Genomic DNA, 20,694 nt, shown 5'->3' with positions numbered 1-20,694 from the left:
CCCGACCGATGACGCACGACCCGGACCGACCCGACCGGTGACCCCTCACCTGCAAACCTTGTCTCTTTAACGATTTTTTTCGCCATCCTTAAAACCACGAACCATGAAACACGATTTACTCCATCTGCTGCCGGCCCTCGCACTCGCCTGTCTGACCGTGGCCTGCGGCAACGATTCGAACGGGTGGTCGCAACCCTACGAACTGGCCTGGCGCTACGATACCCAAACCCAGATCAGTGTCGGCAAACCTGCCACCTTCACCGACCTCTCGCTCGGCGTCAAAACCCGCCAGTGGAGCTTCCAGGACGCCACTCCCGCAACTTCGACCGAGCCCGAACCCGCCGTCGTCTTCAACTCCATGGGCACGAAGACCGTCTCGCTCACCATTCACTTCCTCAACGGCGAAAGCCAGACCCAGTCGTTCGACGTCGAGGTTTTCTACCCCCTGAACGCCAAAATCAGCCCTCAGAACCTCACCCCGAAGGGCTGCATACGGCTCAATACCACGATGACCTTCGGTCTGTCGGAGGTCGAGGGCGATCCGACCTCCTACGAGTGGACCTTCGAGGGCGGAACGCCGGCCACCTCGACCGAGGCAAATCCCCAGGTCGTATGGTCGTCGCCCAACAAGAAGGGCGCACGCGTCACCTGCCGTCTGAAACGAGCCGACGACGGCAAAACCACCGACCTGGCCGAAACCTATATCGTCGGAAACTACCCGCTGCTCTACCCCATTGCCGACAAGGACTACGACCCCTGGCAGTTCGAACTCGCCTCGCGCGGCAAATGGACCTTCTGGAACACAACGACCAACACGGATGACATCACGACCAACACCGCGATCGTGACAGGCGGCGCCGATCAGACCAAACAGGCCTTCAAGGTGACCATCCAACCCGGTATCATCTACCAGCTCTTCACGCGCGACAACTGGGTCAACAACGCCCAACTCACGGCCGGCAAAAAGTACGAAATCTCCTTCTGGCAGAAGACCGATGCCCCGCAGGGTACGCTCATCGTCCTGCTCGGCGTCTACAACTACCTCCCCTCGTGGTCGTGGAACGACGTGCTCGGGACTCTGGCCAGTGACCACTGGAGCACCTATTTCCCCAATATCCCCTTCCAGGAACAGCCCGAAGAGCTCCTGTCGATCTGGAGCAACGTCGAATACCCCCTTACCGAGGAGATCACCCTCCCCGCTACACCCGAGCTGATGCCCTCGTCCGAATGGAAGCAGGTGCGCTTCGAATTCACCGCCGCAAGCGCCAAATACACCGACCTGCTCAACTCCTATCCCCAGTTCGCGTTCCTCTCCACGAACGGCGCCGACGTAAACTGGTATCTGGACGAAGTGCAGATCAACCTCATCGAAGAATAAACCAGCATAAACCTTGAACCATGAAACGTTTCGTTCCCATATTGACCGCCCTGCTGCTCGTCGTGTCGGGGCTCCGGGCCCAAACCTCCGTCAGCGGCACGATCACCTCCTCGGACGGCAAACCCGTCGCCGGCGCTTCGGTGATCATCGACGGCACGACCGTCGGCGCAACGTCCGATGCCAGCGGCGCCTACCGTATCCAGGTCCGCTCGTCGAATGATGTCCTCGTATTCAGCTTCCTCGGGTACAACTCCGTCCGCGAAACCGTCGGACAGCGTACGCGCATCGACGTCTCGCTCGCTCCCTCCGATCTGAAAATCGACGACGTCGTCGTGGTCGGTTACGGCTCGCTCCGCAAAAAGGACATGACCGGGGCCGTCTCCTCGATCAAGGGCGATGCCTTCGAAAACCGCGTCCTTTTCTCGGTCGATGACGCCCTGGCAGGCGGCGTGGCCGGTCTGATGGTCAACTCCTCGTCGGGTAAACCCGGCTCGGAGTCCAACATGCTCATCCGGGGAGCCAACTCGCTCACCGGCTCGACCGCCCCGCTGATCGTCCTCGACGGATTCCCCCTGTTCGACGTCAGCACCTCCACAGGCGGCGGTATCGACGGCTACGACACCGGCATGTCCTCCCTCTCGATGATCAACCCCGACGACATCGCCTCGATCGAGGTTCTCAAGGATGCCTCCGCTACGGCCATCTACGGCAACCGCGGCGCGAACGGCGTCATCCTGATCACCACCAAACGCGGTCGCGGCGACAGCGGCAAGATCCAGTACAACACCTACTTCGGTTTCCAGCAGATGAACCGCCGATACGACATGATGGACTTCCGCCAGTATGCCGCCTATCAGGTCGACCGGAACCCCTCGAACAACCATCTCTTCACCGACCCCGTCACCCAGCTGCCCCGTCAGATCGGGGACGTACAGTCGCGTGACTGGCAGGACGAAATCTTCCGTACGGGATTCATCCAGAACCACTCGCTCTCGGTGTCACACTCCAGCGACAAGACCAGCATGTTCTTCTCCGGATCCTACATGCAGAACAAGTCGGTGCTGATCTCCACCAACTGGCAGAAACTCACCGCGAAGGCCACCATCGACCACCGTTTCACCGACTTCCTCCGCACGGGCGTCGACATCGGATACAACCGCATCGTCGATGACGGCGTCCCCACCGGCGGCGAAGGAACCGCCCAGGTCGCCGGTATCATCACCTCGGCGCTCACCGCCCTGCCCTTCGAATTCGACGAAACCACGCAGGCCTTCTTCCGCCGTGCCGGAGTCTCGCAGTCCACGCTCGACTCCTACATCGACGGCTATCACGGAAACCCCGTCAACATCGCCAACCAGACCGAACTCTCCAAGCGGATCAACCGCATGATGCTCAACGCCTATCTCGAAGCCGACATCCTGAAGGACCTCACCCTGCGCGTCACGGCCGGTTATGACAACTACTCGCTCAAGGACCGGCAGTTCTACCCCACGTCGACTCCCCGCGGATACTTCTACAAGGGACAGGGCATCATCGGAAGCTCCGAGTCCGGCAGCTGGATCAACGAAAATACCCTCACCTGGAAACCCGTCTTCGGAAAACACCGCCTCAACGTGCTGGTCGGCATGACCGAACAGGGCTACACCACCTTCTACGACCGCAGCGAAACAACCCAGTACGAATACGAGGATCTCGGATCGAACAACGCCCAGATGGCCAAGGTATTCAACGTCTTCTCGAGCAAGGAGCAGATCCGGTATGTCTCGCTCATCGGCCGTCTGAACTACTCGTACGACAACCGATACATCGCCACCTTCACCGTCCGCCGCGACGCTACCTCGCGCTTCATCAACAACAAGTGGGGTACGTTCCTCTCCGGTGCCCTGGCCTGGAACATCGACAGCGAAAAGTTCATGCAGAACCAAAACACCGTCAGCACCCTCAAACTGCGGCTGAGTCTGGGCGAGGTCGGCAACTCGAACGTCCCCACGGCCGGCTCCTACTCTCAGCTCTACGGCACAAACTACTCCTTCGGTAACATCGAATCCATCGGCCAGTCGTCGATGTCGATCGCCAACGAGGACCTTTCGTGGGAGACTACCCGCGAGGTGAATGCCGGTCTGGAGATCGGTCTGTGGAACGACCGGCTGCGCTTCACCGCCGACTTCTACGACAAGGTCACCCGGGATCTGCTGCTCGAGGCGCCGGTCATCAACATCGTCGGATTCGACAAGGCCTGGCAGAACATCGGCCGCATGCGAAACCGCGGTGTCGAGCTGAGCCTCAACGCCCAGCTCGTCAACCACCGGAACTTCAAATGGGACTTCTTCGCAAATTTCGCACTCAACAAAACCAAAATCCTTGAACTGGGGCAGGGCGGAGCCCCCATTCTGCTGGGTGTCACCTGTCTGGGCGGCCAGAACGCCGTGATCCTCCAGGAGGGCGGCCAGATCGGAGACATCTACGGATATGTCACCGAGGGCGTATACGGCCTGAACGACTTCGAAATCGACGGTATCACCCCCAAACCCGGCGTAGCAGTCGAAACCGGCGCCGAGGAGCCCGGATCCATGCGCTTCGCCGATCTCTACAAGGACGGCAAGATCACCTCCGACGACCGCACCGTCATCGGAAACTCCTCGCCCGACTTCTACGGCGCTTTCGGCACGAACTTCTCCTGGAAGAACCTCGATCTCAACCTCTCGTTCCAATACTCCTGGGGCGGCGATGTCTACAACGCAAACTACAACCAGCTGGCCGCATTCTCCGGCACCACGAACAACCAGATGGCCTTCTTCGAGGAGCGATGGTCCCCTCAGAACCTCTCCAGCACGCAGTACGCCCGGATGACCAACAACCAGGTCTGCTCGGCATTCGTCGAGGATGCCTCGTTCCTCCGACTGCGCTCGGCACGCATCGCATACACCTGCCCCCACAAGTGGTTCGGCCCCAACAGCCACATCGGAACCATCAAGTTCTATGTCGCCGCCGAAAACCTCTTCGTCCTGACCCGATACTCGGGATATGACCCCGAAGTATACTCCAAACAGGGATCCGGAAGCATGAGCAACATCCTCACCTCAGGGTTCGATTACGGCTGCTTCCCCCGCCCGCGCACCTTCACCGTCGGTCTCAACATCCTGTTCCAATAAAACGATCCGTATCATGAAAAATCTCATTCATTCAGCATACTCCATCGTCGGCGGGGTCTCGCTCGTCCTGGCCGCCGGCGCCACGACGGTCTCCTGCAGCGACTTCCTCGAAGTCCCGCTCGAAAGCACCGTCGCCACCTCCAACTTCTACAAAACGGCCGAAGAGTTCGATCTCGGTCTGACGGGCGTCTACAACATGCTGCTCTCCGCAGAGTGGGCCAACGGGGACCGTTACGGCTCCTATTTCCAGGGGTTCCTGATCCTCGGACGCGTCGGTACCGACGAGATGATCATCCCGAACAACATCGACGGCAACGAAACCGAACTCTGCAACTACACCTACACCCCCTCGCACCGATACATCTCCCGTACGTGGTATGTCCAGTATCGCGGCATTCAGCGCGCCTGCGTCATCATCGACCGGTTGACGAACACCGACATCGGCAACGAAAGCGAGAAAAACCGAATCCTCGGCGAGGCCTACTTCCTGCGCGCCTTCTACTACTTCCACCTGGTACGGCTCTTCGGCGAGGTGCCCATCATCAACCATGAGGTCACCGATCTGGAGATGGTCCGCACCGAAAAGGCCTCGATCGCCCAGGTCTACGAACAGATCGTCAGCGACCTGAAGCAGGCCATCGACAAACTCCCCGTCTCGAATGCCAACGGCCGCGCGCACTACTACGCCGCAAAGGCCATGCTCGGCAAGGTCTATCTGCAGATGGCCGGCCAGCCCCTGCAGGACCCCAATGCCGCCGCACTGGCCGAAACCGAACTCCTGGACGTGATCCAGAGCGGACGATTCGCCCTCGTGACGGACTACTTCAGCCTCTTCGACGCCTCGAACGAATACAGCTCGGAGTACCTCTTCGACGTCGAGTTCGCCAACAACGGTACGACCACCTACGGCGGGCAGGTCGGAACCACCGACGGCGTCCAGACCCCCAACAACCTCTACTGGACCGCCGTGTGGAGCACCCAGGAGTTCTACGAAACGTTCGACCCCAAGGACCTCCGCCGCGACAACATCGCCCGCTTCAAGTATGTCTACGACGACAACCAGAATCTGGTCAAGGAGGATCTCAGCGCCGAACCCATCTACTACGCCTACAAGTTCCGCCACGCCCTGACCGAAGAGGACCGCGGTGCCGGTTGGGCCAACTGGGCCAACCCGATCAACTTCCCCATCATCCGCTATGCCGACGTGCTGCTGATGTATGCCGAGGCCGTATGGCGCGCTCACGGAGCACCCTCGGATCAGGCCCTCGAATATGTCAATCAGGTGCGGCGCCGCGGCTTCGGGGTCGATATCCACACCCCCGATCCGGAGGTCGATCTCAAGATGATGAGCGGCGACGAGTTCGGCGAGGCCCTGCTCGCGGAACGCAGCTTCGAACTCTGCTTCGAAGGCCAGCGCTGGTATGACCTGGTTCGATTCGGCAAACTCGAGGAGGGCGTGAAAAAGTTAGCCAAGTACTCGAGCGCCGCCACCTCCCAGGCCCAGAACTTCCAGCCCAAACACCTCTTCTTCCCCATTCCGCAGGACGTCATCGACGCCTCGAACGGAAAGATCGAACAGAACCCCCTCTGGAAATAACCGCACCGGTTGCTAATACGACGTTATCATGAAAAAATTCGCTTTATATACGGCCGGAGCCGTGCTGATGCTCGCGGCTGCAGCCTGCGACCGGGACCTCGATCTCGCGCACGCCTACGACAACTCCTCCAGTTCGAAACCCTACGAGTTCGACAAGGACTTCAACTTCGACGACTACATCGACTTCGGCTCGTTCGTCGTCAGCGACCGCGTCGTCTGTGAACAACAGCCCGACATCCCCCGCTACTCGTTCTGGCTCGACGGAAAGATCTCCGTGGGCAAGTACGACGATTCGGGACGGTTCACCCTCTACTGGTCGGCCGACAACTCCCTGAGGCAAACCTCCGACTCGCCCTGGCTCGAGGAGAATGTCAACGCTCTGAGCGCGGAGATGGAGGTCTTCGGAAAGGATCTCGAGCCCGTCGACGGCTTCTACGACGGCGGTGCCTGGTTCATCGGCGTTCACAAACTCCCGGACGGCCGTCTGGCCGGATTCTTCCACGCCGAAAGCCACTGGGCCGGGTCCAACTCCGCCTACAAGTCCATCGGTGTCACCTACTCCCGGGACAACGGCCTGACCTGGGAGAAGGGCAGCCGGATCCTCGCCGGTACGGACCCCAAGCCCGAAAACCCTGCCGGACAGGGCGTTTCATACGGTCTGGGCGACGGCTGCGTGGTCTGGAACGAGGCGCTCGGCGCCTGGATCTGCTACTACTCGGGATACTGCAACGACCCCGGAAACTACATGATCACGATGGCCCGCTCGACCGACCCCGCCGGTGCGGCCGGCACCTGGAAAAAGTGGGACGGCGAGGATTTCACCATCGAGGGCTGCAACCAGCAGTCGCAACTCGGCGGCGAAAACTTCAAGATCGCCAACCTCGACGCCTATGCCGGCGGAAACCCCTCGGTCATGTGGAACCACTACCTCAACAAATGGGTCATGGTCTTCCACTCCTGGAGCCAGCGCATCTGTCTGTCGACGAGCAGCGACGGTATCGTCTGGGAGGCCCCCAAGTCACTCGACCTGGGCGAGGAGAAGGCCATGTATCCCAATCTGATCAGCGAAGAGGGTGATCTGACCGGCGGGCAGGCCGTACGCCTCTACTACGCCGCCGACATGAATGATCTCGGACAGCGCTCGCTGGCCTGGAGAAAGGTCGTATTCTATTGATAAGGGGCATGTCGGGTAGAAAATTCCTTCTGTTGCTGACTCTGATCGTTTCCGGCTGCGTGACGCAGCCGGAGACGGTCGTCGTCGAGGCCGATCCGGCCATCGGCGACTTCACCCCCGTCGTGCGCGAGATCCTCGAAAACCACCCCGACGGTGAGGTCACGATCCGGTTCGGCGAGGGGTGCTTCGACTTCTTCCCCGAACGGGCCGCCGGAAAGTACCTCTGCATCTCGAACAACGACAACGGATACAAGCGTTGCGCCTTCCTGCTCGAGGGGATGAACCGCGTACGGATCGAGGGGCTGGGCGACGGGACCCGTTTCCGCTTCCACGGTGCGATGGTCCCCTTCCGCATAGAGCGCTGCAGCGAGGTGCAGTTCGGCCGTTTCGCGGTCGAATACGACGCCTCGTTCATCTTCGAAGGGCGGGTCGTCGCCAACGATCCCGCAACGCGCAGCATCACCCTGCGGCTGCTCGATCCGGAACGCTTCCTGATCCGCGACGGCGAGCCCCGGTTCTCGGGATACGACTGGGAGAGTCCCTTCGGCGAAAACATCCTGTTCGATCCCCAAACCCGTTCGCCCTACTTCGACGCCGAACGCTACGGACACAACCCGAGCATCGCCCTGAAGGCCGAACGTCTCAACGACTCGCTGGTGCGGCTGAGCGGATATGCGGCCCGGGAGCTGCCTCCGGTCGGCAGCGTCTATACGGACAAGGGCCCCCATTCGACCAACCGCCGATATCCGGGATTCTCGCTCTACGCCAGTTCGAAGATCGAACTCTGCGACGTGACGCTCCACGATTCGGGCGGAATGGCGCTGATTGCCGAACGCTGTCGCGACGTCGTCTGCACGAGGTATTGCGTCGAGGTCCCCGCCGGAAGCGGTCGGATGGTCTCGGCCTCGGCCGACGCAACCCACTTCGTCGGGTGCTCGGGGCGCATCGAACTTCGCGACTGCCGGTTCGAAAGCATGCTCGACGACGCCACGAACATCCACGGCGCCTACATGAAGATCGTGGACCGACTCTCCGGCCACCGTTTCGGAGCCAGCTTCGGACACTTCCAGCAGGAGGGATACGACTTCGCCGAAGAGGGCGATTCGCTCGTCTTCGTCGACCGCGCCGACCTCTCCGTAGTCGGCGTCGGAAAGGTCGCGAAGATCGACTGCGTCAACGAAAACTACTACTCGATCCAGACCTCGTTCGACCTCGGGAACATCCCCGACTCGATACAGCTGGCCGTGGCGAACCCCACGTTCGACACCCGCGTCCGCATCTCGGGTTGCACGGTCCGGTACAACCGCGCCCGCAGCCTGCTGATCTCAACCCCGGGTGACGTCTGCATCGAAGATTGCGACCTCTCGTCGATGATGGCCGGCATACGCATCTGCGGCGACGCCAACTACTGGTTCGAATCGGGCCGCACGCAGAACATCGTCATCCGAAACAACCGCTTCGGCACGATGGCAACAGGCGGCGTTTCGCCCCAGGCCGTCCTGCAGATCGACCCCGTCATCCCGCACCGGGCCCGCGCCGGACGAAAACCCTATCACGGCTGCATCCGCTTCGAGGGTAATCTCGTCGAGACGTTCGACAACCAGGTAATCTATGCCCTGTCGGTCGATTCGATGGTCATCCGATCGAACCGCTTCGTCGACTCGCGACGTTTCGAGCCCCGTTTCAAAGGGCTGTCGGTCATCGACGCCCAGAGCTGCCGCAGCATCACGATTCAGGACAACGACTTCTCGGCCTGGAAAAAGGATGCGTCGATCAGTCTGGTCGACTGCCCCGAACGCCATCTGCAGGGAGACGGAATGCCTCCCGTAACCGAAAATCCAAACCCCTATTTCTATGAAAATTAGTCGATACCTCTTGCCGGCCGTCGTCGGGACTGCGATTGTCGGGGCGCTGGTCGGGACCTGTCGGGTCCCGGCCTCGCCGGGTATCGTCATCTCCGAGGGCGCACTCTCCGAAGCGCAGATCGCCGAAGACAAGTCCGGGAACGGCATGCAGGCCCCGGATTCAGCCGGCACGGCAGTGCGCGACACGGTCCGCATCAGCGAGTTCGGACTCCGCCCCGATACGGGCGAAGATGCCACCGGGGCCCTGCGCCGCGCCATCGCCGCCATCGCACGGAGCGGCCGTCCCACGGTGCTCCGTTTCGAAGAGGGACGCTACGATTTCCACGCTCCCCGGGGGCAGGACGACCGGGCCAGTGTCGCCGCCCGTCTCTGCGGGCTGCAGAATCTGGTGATCGACGGCGGCGGTGCCCGCTTCATCGGCCACGGCCGCCTCACGCTCTTCGCCGCCGAGGAGTGCCGGAACCTCACCTTGTGCAACTTCTCGCTCGACTGGCAGCGCCCCTACATCACGCAGGCCACGATCACGGCAATCGGCGACGGGCAGGTCGATCTGGCTATCGACCGGGCTCGCTATCCCTACCGCATCGAACAGGGACGGATCCGCTTCCTCGGAGACGGTTGGGTCCGGGAGGTCGATCCCGAAAGCTACTCCACGGCCTACGATCCGAGGAGCGGCGCGGTCCTCTACGGGACGCGTGACTATCCGCTCTCGGAACGCAATGTGCTCTTCCGCGGCGAGGTCCGTGAGGTGGCGCCCGACACGGTGCGCTTCTTCGGCCGCGTCGACCGCAAACTGCCCGTCGGAACCCGGATCGCCCTCTATCACGGTCGCTATCTGGCGCCGGCCATAACGCTGAGCGGCTGCCGCAACACCCGTCTCGAACGGATTGATCTGTTCCATGCCCCCGGCATGGGGGTCTATGCCCTGCGCTGCAAGGGACTCCTCCTGCGGGAGGTTTCCACCCGGCCGAACCGCGCCGAAGGGCGCTGTTTCAGCTGTGTGGCCGACGCCCTGCACTTCACCTCCTGCCGCGGGATGATCGAACTCGACGGCTGCCGGTTCGACGGTCAGGGCGACGACGCACTCAACATCCACGGCGTCTACATCCGCGTGGCCGGTATCTCGAAGCAGCGGCGGAGACTCCGGCTCGAAGGCGACCGATTCCCGGCCGACAAGGTCTTCGGCGTCGGTGACGAGATCTGGCCCGTCCACAGGCTGACGGTTGCCCGCGGGGAGCCCCGGCGCATCACGCGGATTGTCGGCCGCAAGGGACAGCAGCTGGAGATCGAGCTCGATCGGCCGCTCGACGGGGAGTTCGCGTGCGGCGACTTCGTCGAAAACGCCTCGTGGACGCCCGACATCAGGATCCACAACTGCCGGTTCGGCCGCGCAAACCGCGCCCGCGGCATTCTGCTCACCTCACCCGGGCGGGTCGAGGTCTTCGACAATCGCTTCGAAACCGCCGGAACGGCCATCCTCATCGAGGGCGACGTCAACTACTGGTTCGAATCGGGAGCCGTGCGCGACATGGAGATCCGCAACAACCTCTTCGACAACTGCGGAACCTCGGCCTCGAACAACGGCGGCACCGGGTGGGGCGAAGCCGTCATCAGCATCACCCCCTCCTTCCGTCCCGACTCGGAGACGTCGCCCGTCTACCACGACCGCATCCGGATTCACGACAACCGCATCCGGACCTACGACCGGCCTCTAATCCACGCCCGTGCGGTCGGTCATCTGCAGTTCGTCAACAACCGCATCGAGCAGACCTCCGACTTCCCGTCATCGGCCGCTCAGCGCGAATCATTCCGACTCGACGGGTGCCGGGATGTCCTCATCGCCGGAAACCGCTATGTCGGTTACGACAAGCCCGACGTCAAAACCTTCCACATGAAACCGAAAGATCTCACCTATGAAAAAGAGTAGAAAAAGAATCATCGTCACGGCAGCCGTAATCGTCGGCCTGCTCCTGGTCGCGCTGGTGGGCGGAAGCGGCTACTTCTGCTACCGGACGCTCAACCCCGACAGGATGAACGACATCCACTGGCTCGAGGAGCAGTATCCCCACGTCGTGGGATGGATCGACAGCATCCGCCAAAACGACCGGCTGCACGACATCTACCGCCCCAACGCCCGCGGCGAACAGCTCCACGCCCTCTGGCTCCGGGCCCCGCAGCCGACACCCCGCACCGCCGTGCTGCTGCACGGATACGAAGGGGCCGCCGAGGCCATGTTCATGATCGGATATCTCTACAACCACGATCTGGGCTACAACGTCCTGATGCCCGACCTGCGCGGCCACGGCAAAAGCCAGCCCCGGGCCGTGAGCATGGGATGGACCGAACGCGGCGAGGTGCTCGACTGGATCCGGACGGCCGACTCGCTCTTCGGCCCCGAGGCGCGGGTGGTCGTTCACGGCATCTCGATGGGGGCCGCCGCCACGATGATCGTCTGCGGCGAAGAGTCGCTCCCGGCATCGGTCCGCTGCGCCGTCGAGGACTGCGGATACACCTCGACCTACGACATCTTCCACGATGCCTGGGGCAAGCAGTCGCGCATCCCACGCTTTCCGCTCTTCCAGCTCTCGGACCTCTGGTGCCGAATCCTCTACGGATGGAGTTTCCGGGAGGCGTCGCCCCTCGAGGCCGTAGGCCGAAGCCGCGTGCCGATGATGTTCATCCACGGCGATCGGGATTCGGTCGTCCCCGTGGAGATGGTCTACCGCCTCTACGAGGCCAAATCCGGAGAAAAGGTGCTCTGGGTACTCCCCGGAGTCGACCACGGCGCCGCCTATCTCGAAGATCCGAAGGAGTACACGCGGTGCGTCGGGGAGTTCGTCGGCCGCTGGATCGACTGACGCCTCCAGGCCATCGCGGCGAGGGGTCGTTCCGCCGGGACCTTCCGGCCGGCGGCGCAATCCGCCATCGAATCACCCATAAAACACGGAAAAACCAATGACCCGAAAACTGTTGTTCTCACTTGCGGCAGCCCTGCTCGCCCTGCCGGCCGCCGCTCAACGCTGGACGCTCGATCCCCAGGGTGGTATCGTCTGGCAGCCCCAGGGCGACATCCCCCACAAGGACCATCTGGAAATGACCGGCGAGCAGATCTCCGCTGTCCTCCGCTGGGCGGTCGATGAACGGGGGGCCTTCCACGTCGAACGGTCGCTCGTCTTCCCGCTGCTGCGCGTCAAACCCGACGACACGCACGCCAGCCTGATGTGCCGCGTGGCAACCGACATCCCCTCGCTGCTGGCCGTCAACACCTCGGCCGTGGGGTTCAACGCCTCGGCCCTGCAGTTCGAACGCGTCGAGAAAATGCTCTTCGACGGCACGCTCCGCGTGCAAAGTCTGTGGAGCTTCAACGGCGTCGGGGCCGGATACGACGAGGTCGAAAACCCCGCCCCGGTGCTCGCCATGGAGCGCACGATCTTCCCCTCGCCTACGCAACCCGCCCTCTGCGAACGTTACCTGCTCCGCAACATCGGGCCAAAACCCCTCGAAATCTCCGTCCCGGAGTTCACGCAGGAGTTCGTCACGCCGGCTCATCGCGGTATGACGGGCAGCTACCTCATCCGGGCCGAGATCGCCGATCCCGGGGTGAGAACTCTCCAGCCCGGGGATTCGACCCTCGTCGAGACGCTCTTCCGCGCCTGCCGCGTCGGCGAATCCCTCCAGCCGACAGACGTCGGAGCGGAACTCGCCGCCCGGAAGGCCTTCATCAATGAGGTGACAAACAACCTCGTGCTCGAAACTCCCGATCCGGTCATCGACCGCGAATTCCGCTTCGCCAAGATCCGATCGACCGAAAGCATCATCAAAACCGCCGGCGGTTACATGCATGCCCCCGGCGGCGAGTGCTACTATGTCGCCATCTGGGCCAACGATCAGGCCGAATATGTCAACCCCTTCTTCCCGATGCTCGGCTACGAAATCGCGGACGAATCGGCACTGAATGCCTTCCGCCACTTCGCCCGATTCATGAACCCCGAATACCGACCGCTGCCCAGCTCGATCATCGCCGAGGGCCGCGACATCTGGAACGGCGCCGGAGATCGCGGCGATGCCGCCATGATCGCCTACGGTGCCGCCCGATACGCCCTGGCCCGCGGTTCGAAAAGCGAGGCCGAAGAGTTGTGGCCCCTCATCGAGTGGTGTCTCGAGTACTGCCGCCGCAAACTGACCCCGCAGGGAGTCGTCGCCTCCGATACCGACGAACTCGAAGGCCGCTTCCCGGCCGGTGAGGCCAACCTCTGCACCTCGACGCTCTACTACGACGCCCTGCGTTCGGCCGTCTATCTCGGACGCGAACTCAAGCGCCCCGCCGCCCGGCTGCGGCAATATGCGCATCAGGCCGACCGGTTGGCCGAAGCCATCGACCGCCACTTCGGCGCTACGGTGGCCGGGTATGAGACCTACCGCTACTTCGACGGCTGCACGAAACTCCGTTCGTGGATCTGCATGCCGCTGATCGCCGGACTGAAAAACCGCAGTCGGGGGACCGTCAGCGCCCTGCTCGGCAAAGAGCTCATGACGCCCGACGGCCTGCTCACCGAACAGGGAAGCTCGACCTTCTGGGACCGCTCGACGCTCTACGCCCTGAGGGGCATCTACATCGCCGGGGAGGCCGACCGCGCCACGGACGTCCTCGCCCGATACGCCCGCCGCCGGCTGACCGGCGACCATGTCCCCTATCCCATCGAGGCGTGGCCCGAGGGTTCGCAACGCCATCTGGCCGCCGAAAGCGGACTCTTCTGCCGCGTCGTGACCGAAGGGCTGTTCGGCATCCGACCCACCGGATTGCGGACCTTCGAATGCACCCCCTCGATGCCTTCGGGCTGGAAACGGATGGCCCTGCGGCACATCCGCGCCTTCGGAAACGACTTCGATCTGGAGGTCGAACGCATCGACAACGACCACCTCTCGCTCCGCCTCGCAGTGGCCGGGCAGCCGGCCCGAACCTTCCGGATCCGTCAGACAGAGACCCTGCAGATCCGTCTCCCGCAACATCCGTAATACACGTCCGATCATGAAATCTCTCCTCCGCGTACTGCTCCTTGGGGCCGCTGTGATCCTCTCGGCCTGCCGGACGTCGGCCTCCGGCGGCGACGTCCGTCTGAGCGACTTCCTCGATCCCCGGGCCGACAGTCTCGACGCCGGACCCGCCATCCGCCGCGCCCTGGCACACTGTGCCTCGACCCACGCCCGACGGCTCATCCTCCCCGGCGGCGAACTCCGCATCCGGGAAGATCTGCTCGTCGAAAAGTATCAGTTCATCAGCAACAACGACGAAGGGCTCAAGCGCATCGCCTTCGATCTGGACGGATTCGAGAACTTCACCGTCGAAGGCGCCGGAACAAGGCTCCTCTTCACGGGTTTCGTCTCGCCGTTCAGCCTCGAACGTTGTCGAAACGTCCGGATCCGCAACCTCGAAATCGACTTCACCCGCACGTTCCACTCCGAAGCCACGGTCCGTGCCGCCGGCCCCGGCTGGCTCGATCTGGAGTTCCCGGCAACGTATCGCTGTGACCTCTCGGACGGCTGTCTGCGGCTGTTCGACGACGAAGGTCGCTCGTACCCCTACTCCAGTCTGCTGGAGTTCGACGCCCGACGCCGCGAACCCGCCTTCCACGTCGACGACTACTGGCTCCCGGCTCACACCATTCCCGCCGAGCGCCGTGCAGACGGTCGGATCCGCATCTTCCGCCCCGATCTGAAGGCCACGCCCGGAAATACGCTCGTCTTCGGCGCCGCACGACGGCTCAATCCCGGATTCGTCCTCTCCGATTCGCAGGTCGTTGAGATTCACGACGTCACGATCCACCACTGCGGCGGAATGGGCGTCATCGCCCAGCGGTGCAGCGACATCACCCTCGAAAGACTGCGTGTCGTCCCCGCTCCCGGCCGCATGATCAGCATCACGGCCGACGCCACCCACTTCGCCAACTGCTCGGGGAAGATCCGCCTGCTCGACTGCACGTTCCTCAACCAGAAGGACGACGCCACAAACATCCACGGAATCTACATGCCCGTCGTCAGATGCATCGGCCCGAAAACACTCCGGCTCCGGCTCGCCCACAGCGGGCAGTACGGCGTCGACTTCCTCCGCGAGGGCATGCAGGTCGAGGTGGTAGACAACCGCTCGCTGATGACCTATGCCCGTCGCACAGTCGGGCAGGTGCAACGCCTCAACAAGGAGTTCACGGAGGTGACCTTCACCGAACCCCTCCCCGACTCGATCCGAACGGGCCATCTGATCGCCGCCGACGAGGCCGGTCCCGACGTACTGATCCGGGGATGCCGGATGTCCGGAAACCGCGCCCGCGGGCTGTTGATCGGTTCGCGCGGGAAGGTGGTCATCGAGGAGAACTACTTCCACATCGCCGGCGCCTCGATCCTCTTCGAGGGGGACGGCAACTTCTGGTTCGAACAGTCCGGCGTGCGCGACGTCACGATCCGGAACAACCGTTTCGAAAACGGAAACTACGGCAGTCTGGGCTGGGGCGCAGCCTGCATCGCCGTCGGCAGCGGAATCCCGGATCGCGCGGCGAGCCGATACCACCGCAACATCCGCGTCGAGGGGAACACCTTCCGCGTCTTCGACCCCCGCATCGTCAACCTCTACTGCGTCGACGGGTTCCGATTCGCCGACAACAACCGCATCATCCGCACGACGAACTATCCCGCACAGTTCGATCCGGAGCTCTTCTTCCGCTTTGCGGAGTGCGACCACGTCGAGGTGCCGGCACACGTCGTCTGGCAGGAAGAGTAGGTTCACCGAGTCCGCCCGGCACGAAAAAAACGGAGCCGCATCCCTGCTGAAACAGGAATGCGGCTCCATCTTCGCCGGAGGGGATTGCGTCAGGCCGTACGCCCGACGGTTCTTTCGCCCTTTCGGGCTCTCCTCATCTTAATTTTTTTCCCCCCCCCTCCTTCCTCGGAAGGTTATTTCCAGAGGTTGCGCGGGTATTTGCCCTCCGAGATCATCTTCTCGATGGCGGCCATCAGCGCCGGTTTGTCCTCCTTGTAGGTTACGCCGTGCCACTGGGCGGCCGAACGCAGCACGCGAAGCGTCGACGTCCCGTCACCGATCAGTTTGTTGACCATCGTCGGAATGTAGAACTCCGCCTTGATATTGTCCCGGTTGGCCTCGTACCAGGTTCGGAAATAGGCCTTCGTGTGGTCGAAATAGTCCGGCGTGAAGCCAAACAGGTTCATCGAAACCGGCGTATCCTCGGCCAGTTCCTCATCGGCTCCGCCGTCGTGGAAGACGATCTTCCCGTCGGGCATCCGCTCGATCTGCGTCCGCTCGACCATCGACGAGAGGTTGCCGTCCTTATCCACGCCGCAGACCCCGCGCGAAACCGTGCCGTTCGCCGACAGTGTCCTGTTCAGATCGTAGGCCACCATGCAGTAGCGGTCCTTGCTGCCGTCGAGCTGCGAAAGGTATTCGCCGATGGTCTGGTATGCCTCGGCTCCGTAGAAATCGTCGGCGTTGATCACCGCAAACGGCTCGTGGATCGCATCGGCCGCCATCATCACCGCATGGTTCGTCCCCCACGGCTTCACGCGCCCCTCGGGAACGGTCAGCCCCTCGGGCAGGTAGTCCAACTCCTGGAAAACAAACTCCACGGCAATGCGCCCGCCAAACCGGTCGGCCGAAAAAATCTCCTGGAACTCCTTGGCAAAGGAGTGGCGGATGACGAAGACCACCTTGCCGAATCCGGCCCGGATGGCATCGTAGATCGAATAGTCGATGATCGCTTCGTTGTTCGGACCGACTCCGTCCATCTGCTTGAGCGACCCGTAGCGGGATCCCATGCCCGCGGCGAGTACCAATAATGTGGGTTTTACCATAATTTTATCGTGCTTTTGACGTTTTGTTCTCAACGAATTACAAAGTTAACACTTTAAGCGCGAATTGCCAACTTTTTTCCGCTATTCAAACACCTCGGGGTCTCGGGACGAGGACGAAGACTCAAATAAATTTGGCAGTCCCGGTCGCTTGTGCTATCTTTGCAAGGATAAACCCGGCCGGCCCCCGCTGCAGGACTCCCCGCCCCACCGTGCGGACCTCCGCCCCGGCTGACTACCCCGGCCCGGCTACGACTTAACCGACCCCGTCTATGAACTGGTTGAAAAAAATAAAGGCCTGGTGGCACGGATTCTTCCGCAAACGAAGATTCAACATGCTCAACGCCACGGACCTCTCCGAAGAGTGGCACATGCACCTCTCGCCGGCCAGCATCTTCGCCGGATTGATCGCATTCCTGCTCATGCTCTTCATCATCACCCTCTCGCTGGTGGCTTACACCCCCGTGCTGGAGTTCCTCCCCGGATACCGCACCGAGGCCGACCGCTCGCGCGAAAGCCTCATTCAGAACATCATCCGACTCGATTCGATGGAGCGCGTCATGAACGACATGATGACCTACAACGAAAACATCGCCCTGATCATGGAGGGCCGGACACCCGTATCACGCGTCCTCGCCTCCTCCGATTCGTCGCGCATCTCCAAGGTGCTCGTCGTCCCCTCGCGCGAGGATTCGATCCTGCGCGCCGAAATGGAGGGAAGCGGCCCCTATGCCCTCTCGGGCCAGGAGAACGGCTCGCGCCGACAGGTCCGTGAGGCCATCGAACTCGCCTCGCCCGTCGAGGGTATCATCACCGAACACTTCGATCTGAAGGAGAACCGATACGGCGTCAAGATCGCCGCCGCTGCCGCCGACCGCATCGCCGCCGTCGACAACGGAACCGTCGTCCAGAGCCTCTGGTCCCCCGACAACGGATACACGATCGTCATCCAGCACGCCGCTAACCTCCTCTCGATCTACCGGAACCTCTCCCAGTCGCTCGTCGCTACGGGTCAGACCGTCCGCGCCGGCGAACAGATCGGGTACAATGCCGAAGCCGAAAACGGAGAGGTCAAACTCTTCGAATTCGAACTCTGGAACAACGGGAAACCCGTCGATCCCGAAAGATACATCGTCTTCTGACCCTGCCCATGAAACAACGCCTCGCCATCCTCGGATCCACCGGCTCGATCGGTGTGCAGACCCTCGACATCGCCCGTGAAAACCCCGACCGCTTCGAAGTGAGGATCCTTTCAGCCCACCGCAACTGGGAACAACTCGCCCGTCAGGCCCGCGAATTCGACGCCGATACGGTGGTCATCGCAGACAAACAATACTACACGCCGCTGTGCGAGGCCCTCGCCGATACCGACACGAAGGTCTATGCCGGCGAGGAGGCCGTGGCTCAGGTAGCCGCCGGAGGCGATTCCGACGTGGTGGTCAACGCCCTGGTCGGATATGCCGGCCTCGCGCCTACGGTGGCCGCCGTCAGCGCCGGCAAGAAGCTCGCTCTGGCCAACAAGGAGTCGCTCGTGGTCGGCGGTGCGTGCGTCATGCCCCTGGCCCGCGAACACAAGGCCCCGATCCTGCCCATTGATTCGGAACATTCGGCCATCTTCCAGTGTCTGCTGGGCGAACACGCGCCGGTGCGCAGGCTCCTCATCACCTGCAGCGGAGGCGCATTCCGCGACCTGAAGCGCGAAGAGCTGGCCTCGGTCACCGTCGAGCAGGCCCTCCACCACCCCCAGTGGCACATGGGTGCCAAGATCACGATCGACTCCTCGACGCTCGTCAACAAGGGTTTCGAGGTCATCGAGGCCCACTGGCTGTTCGGAACCCCGCCCGAACGCATCGCGGTGGTGATGCACCCCCAGTCGATCGTCCACTCGATGGTCGAATTCGAGGACGGAGCCATCAAGGCCCAGCTCGGTGAACCCGACATGTGCATGCCGATCAGCTTCGCGCTGATGTTCCCCGACCGCGCCACGCGTCCCGACGCCCGATTCAGCTTCGCGGACCATCCCCAGCTCTCGTTCGGCCCGGTCGACGGCGAAAAATATCCTGCGCTGGGAATCGCCTACGAATGTCTGCGCCGCGGCGGAACGGCCCCCTGCACGATGAACGGAGCCAACGAGGTGGCCGTGGCCGCATTCCTCGCCCGGCAGTGCTCGTGGCTCGACATCGTGCGAACGATCGAACACACGCTCGACAAGGCCGCGTTCACGGCCCGTCCCTCGCTCGGGGACCTGGCCGAGGCCGACAGAGAAGCCCGGCAGCTGGCCGCCCGGTTCCTCGGCGTCGACACAACCCCCGCCCGGCGGGGCTAAACCCTTCACCCGGAAAAATACCAAACAAGAATGGACATACTCATCAAAATCATTCAGTTCTTCCTCTGCTTCACGATCCTGGTCGGAATCCATGAGTTCGGGCACTTCATCATGGCCCGCGTATTCCGGATCCGCGTCGAAAAGTTCTACATCTTCTTCGACATCGGTTTCTCGCTCTTCAAGTTCCGCCGCGGAAACACCGAGTACGGCATGGGCTGGCTCCCGCTGGGCGGTTACTGCAAAATCGCCGGCATGATCGACGAGTCGATGGACAAGGGTTATCAGAGTCAGGCCGTACAGCCCTGGGAATTCCGCGCCAAACCCGCCTGGCAACGCTTCCTGGTCATGATCGCCGGCGTGGTGATGAACCTCCTGCTCGCCGTGGCCATCTACATCGGAATCAGCTACACCTGGGGCACGACCTACCTCTCGAACGAGGACGTCAAGTGGGGCTACAACTTCAACGAGGCCGGACACCGGCTCGGCTTCCAGGACGGTGACCGAATCCTGACCGTCGACGGCCAGCCGATCGACGACTTCCTCGACATCCTCAACGCCATGGTCATCGTCGACGCCGACCGAAAGATCGTCGTTGAGCGCAACGGAGAGCAGGTCGAACTCACCCTCCCGCTCAACGAACTGATCGCCATGCGCCAGAACAAGGGCTACGAAGGACTGCTCGTCCCGCGTCAGCCGTTCGTCATCGACAGCGTCGTGGCTCCGACGGTGGCCATGCTCCGCCCGGGCGACGAGATCGTCGGAATCGACGAACTGGCCGGCGTCGAATATCCCGCCTTCCGCGAGTACATCCAGTCGCATGCCGGCGATTCGGTCCGGCTGCACGTCGTGCGGCAGGGCGTCGCGCTGCCCGCCTTCGCCGTCCCGGTCTCCCAGGAGGGTACGCTCGGAGTCATCCGCGAAGGGTACACCCTCCGCACCCAAAAGTACACCTTCTGGCAAGCTATCCCCGCCGGATTCCACAAAACCGGAGAGGTCATCTCCTCCTACTGGCAGCAGCTGAAGATGATCGTGAAGCCCAAGACCAAGATGTACGAGGAGCTGGGAGGGTTCCTCGCCATCGGAAGCATCTTCCCCTCGTCGTGGGACTGGCAGGACTTCTGGCTCAAGACCGCATTCCTCTCGATCATCCTCGCCGTGATGAACATCATCCCCATCCCCGGTCTGGACGGCGGTCACGCCATCTTCACCTTCTGGGAGATGATCACCCGGCGAAAGGTCAGCGACAAGGTCCTCGAGGCCGCCCAGTATGTCGGACTGGTCATCATCCTCATGCTGCTGCTCTACGCCAACGGCAACGATATCTACCGATTCTTCATCAAATAGCTCC

At 62.2% G+C, this 20,694-nt stretch carries 13 protein-coding genes; 12 read left to right on the top strand and 1 reads right to left on the bottom strand.

The features are described 5' to 3' along the window. Window positions 1-103: 103 nt before the first annotated feature. The 9 genes from PUQ42_RS01710 (at window position 104) to PUQ42_RS01670 (ending at window position 15,938) form a co-directional block, all read left to right on the top strand. Window positions 104-1,378 carry a hypothetical protein gene (locus PUQ42_RS01710; protein WP_273370368.1) on the top strand — a complete coding sequence of 425 codons (1,275 nt, stop codon included), beginning with the start codon at window positions 104-106 and terminating at the stop codon, window positions 1,376-1,378. Window positions 1,379-1,398: 20 nt separating this feature from the next. Beyond that, the gene (locus PUQ42_RS01705) at window positions 1,399-4,530 is read left to right on the top strand and encodes a SusC/RagA family TonB-linked outer membrane protein (protein ID WP_087311440.1); all 3,132 of its coding nucleotides are present in this window, start codon (window positions 1,399-1,401) and stop codon (window positions 4,528-4,530) included. Between the two features lie 13 nt (window positions 4,531-4,543). Continuing rightward, window positions 4,544-6,127 (top strand): RagB/SusD family nutrient uptake outer membrane protein, encoded by a 1,584-nt coding sequence (locus PUQ42_RS01700; RefSeq protein WP_273370364.1) that lies wholly within the window; start codon window positions 4,544-4,546, stop codon window positions 6,125-6,127. A 28-nt stretch (window positions 6,128-6,155) separates the two neighbouring features. After that, the gene (locus tag PUQ42_RS01695) at window positions 6,156-7,301 is read left to right on the top strand and encodes a sialidase family protein (protein ID WP_122121306.1); all 1,146 of its coding nucleotides are present in this window, start codon (window positions 6,156-6,158) and stop codon (window positions 7,299-7,301) included. 32 nt (window positions 7,302-7,333) lie between these two features. Next, window positions 7,334-9,166, top strand: a complete 1,833-nt coding sequence (locus tag PUQ42_RS01690; RefSeq protein ID WP_273370360.1) for an alpha-1,3-galactosidase-related protein — start codon at window positions 7,334-7,336, stop codon at window positions 9,164-9,166. Further along, window positions 9,156-11,093, top strand: coding sequence for a hypothetical protein (locus tag PUQ42_RS01685; RefSeq protein WP_273370357.1), 1,938 nt, complete (start codon window positions 9,156-9,158; stop codon window positions 11,091-11,093). Before PUQ42_RS01690 ends, PUQ42_RS01685 begins: the two co-directional genes overlap by 11 nt. Then, window positions 11,080-12,024 (top strand): alpha/beta hydrolase, encoded by a 945-nt coding sequence (locus PUQ42_RS01680; RefSeq protein ID WP_273370355.1) that lies wholly within the window; start codon window positions 11,080-11,082, stop codon window positions 12,022-12,024. The genes PUQ42_RS01685 and PUQ42_RS01680 overlap by 14 nt, the downstream gene beginning before the upstream one ends. Window positions 12,025-12,121: 97 nt before the next feature. Next, window positions 12,122-14,182, top strand: a complete 2,061-nt coding sequence (locus tag PUQ42_RS01675; RefSeq protein ID WP_273370352.1) for a glucosidase family protein — start codon at window positions 12,122-12,124, stop codon at window positions 14,180-14,182. A 13-nt stretch (window positions 14,183-14,195) separates the two neighbouring features. Next, window positions 14,196-15,938, top strand: a complete 1,743-nt coding sequence (locus tag PUQ42_RS01670; protein ID WP_273370350.1) for a right-handed parallel beta-helix repeat-containing protein — start codon at window positions 14,196-14,198, stop codon at window positions 15,936-15,938. 173 nt (window positions 15,939-16,111) lie between these two features. Here PUQ42_RS01670 and PUQ42_RS01665 read toward each other — a convergent pair whose 3' ends face one another. Further along, window positions 16,112-17,023: a nucleotidyltransferase family protein gene (locus tag PUQ42_RS01665; protein WP_197714869.1), complete on the bottom strand. Its 912-nt coding sequence runs from the start codon at window positions 17,021-17,023 to the stop codon at window positions 16,112-16,114. A gap of 269 nt (window positions 17,024-17,292) precedes the next feature. On the opposite strand from PUQ42_RS01665, the gene PUQ42_RS01660 reads away from it, so the two are divergent. From PUQ42_RS01660 to rseP, 3 genes are read left to right on the top strand one after another with little or no spacing between them, the layout of a single operon-like run. Beyond that, entirely contained in the window at window positions 17,293-18,162 is an 870-nt protein-coding gene (locus PUQ42_RS01660; RefSeq protein ID WP_273370348.1) for a murein hydrolase activator EnvC family protein, read from the top strand. An 8-nt stretch (window positions 18,163-18,170) separates the two neighbouring features. Beyond that, on the top strand, window positions 18,171-19,346 hold the full coding sequence (locus PUQ42_RS01655; RefSeq protein WP_273370346.1) for a 1-deoxy-D-xylulose-5-phosphate reductoisomerase: 1,176 nt from the start codon (window positions 18,171-18,173) through the stop codon (window positions 19,344-19,346). Between the two features lie 30 nt (window positions 19,347-19,376). Then, window positions 19,377-20,690: an RIP metalloprotease RseP gene (gene rseP / locus PUQ42_RS01650; RefSeq protein WP_087311429.1), complete on the top strand. Its 1,314-nt coding sequence runs from the start codon at window positions 19,377-19,379 to the stop codon at window positions 20,688-20,690. The last annotated feature ends 4 nt before the right edge of the window (window positions 20,691-20,694 follow it).

It is taken from the genome of Alistipes megaguti (assembly GCF_944320325.1).
GTDB classification, from domain to species: Bacteria; Bacteroidota; Bacteroidia; order Bacteroidales; family Rikenellaceae; genus Alistipes; species Alistipes megaguti.
The sequence above is the reverse complement of the archived record's forward strand: the minus strand, read 5'-3'. Positions and strand labels throughout refer to the sequence as shown.